The 926-nt window shown below is 58.3% G+C and carries 1 protein-coding gene; it reads left to right on the plus strand.

Annotated elements, in window-relative coordinates:
• Positions 1 to 905: IS5-like element ISHma6 family transposase (locus G9463_RS23755; RefSeq protein ID WP_165898004.1), on the plus strand; the 905-nt coding region annotated here is incomplete at its 5' end.
• Positions 906 to 926: the final 21 nt, after the last annotated feature.

The following is a 926-nucleotide window of genomic DNA, read 5'->3' on the forward strand; positions in this document are numbered from 1 at the left end:
TCTCCTTCGAGTTTCTTGGCGAGTTCGACGTGTTCGCCCCGGCGGAGACGGGGCGAACACGAGAGCATAAACCACCAGAGATGCTGCGTGGGTTCCTCCACTGCTATTACCGTGATATCTACGGAATTCGTCCTGCTGAGCGGGAGCTTCAGAACACGGTTGTCTGGCTGAGCTGTGGCTTCGATCGACCGCCGTCAAGAGACGCGGTCGATCGGTTCCTTACTGACCTCGAACACGTCGTCGACGAAGTCTTTGACCACCTCGTCGAGCAGGCCGCCCGGCGCGGCCTGCTCGACTTGACCTACTGCATCGATTCAACCGACGTGAGGGCGATGCCCGCTGACCAAGATGCGTCGAAATGCTACGATCCAACCGATGAAGAGTACTACTACGGCTACGGCTGTACGATTGTTTCGACCGGACAAAAAATACCGATTGCAGCGGAGTTCACCGAGAGCAAACAAGCGCCAGAAGAGACGGCGATGCGCGTCACCTGTGACGCGCTCGCCGTCGCCAAGCCGATTTGGATGGTCGGTGACAGCGCCTACGACACCCTCGACTGGCACGACCACCTGCTGGCCGCAGGGGTCGTGCCAGTCGCCCCGTACAATGCTAGAAACGCTGACGACCCGAAAGATATCGAATACAGGGTCGAGGACCGCATTGAGAAACACAGCGAGGATGTACAGCTGAAACAATCGATACTAAACCAGACGTACAATCGCCGCACTGGAGTGGAACGAACCAACGAATCAGTGAAGGACTGCGGCCTCGGGCGAACGCACGCCCGAGGCCGCGCCCACGCACGAGCGCAGGTCTTCCTCGCACTGTGTCTTCGCCTGGTCGTCGCAATCACCAATTACGAACGCGGAGACAATCCGGGAAGCACGATCATCACGGTGTGAGAAGAGTTCTATGACACCCTC

Origin of the sequence: Haloarcula sp. JP-Z28 (assembly GCF_011440255.1) — an archaeon.
GTDB classification, from domain to species: Archaea; Halobacteriota; Halobacteria; order Halobacteriales; family Haloarculaceae; genus Haloarcula; species Haloarcula marismortui.